General features: G+C 57.2%; 1 protein-coding gene. It reads left to right on the top strand.

Annotated features, from left to right (window positions below):
• Positions 1-24: 24 nt before the first annotated feature.
• On the top strand, positions 25-554 hold a 530-nt coding region (locus ACR0J0_RS23560), incomplete at its 3' end, for a DUF2652 domain-containing protein (RefSeq protein ID WP_480666418.1).

Here is a 554-nt window from a genome sequence, read left to right as displayed (position 1 = left end):
TTCGCCGAACGTCGACGGAACATTGTGCAAAACACGACTTGCCCCTGCAACGCGTGCCGCAACGTAGCCGATCTCGATCTGAAGATCCTTGCGCATCACGGAAAATTTGAAGAACTGTCGATCGGACCGATGAAAGATATCTCCGGTGCTGACGTCATACTCGTGCATCGTATGGCGAAGACCGATGTGAAGGATGATACTGGTATCCGCAGCTACGCCCTGTTCTCGGAAGACGCATTTCAGGCAATGGGTATCAAGTCTGACCTCATGCAGTATAGCGCTCAGTTCGAGCACTTTGGCGACGTGCCGATGCGGGTCTACGACCTTGCTGCGGCCTGGCAACGATACCGGGAAGTCGCCGGACCCGTCCGCGTTACAGACGAGGATGCCGTGTTCACAACCCGGCACTTACTGAAGGCGCCTCCGGTAGTGGCCTGGGAAATGCTCACAGATCCCCGGCTCAAGATGCGTTGGATGATGTTGAAGGACGCCTATCGGGAAGGGGATGCGTCGCGAACGTCCGCCGGCGTCCGCCTGCACTGCGTTCATGAAGC

Source organism: Ruegeria sp. BF12, assembly GCF_056538705.1.
This window is presented reverse-complemented; position numbering and strand designations above follow the sequence as displayed.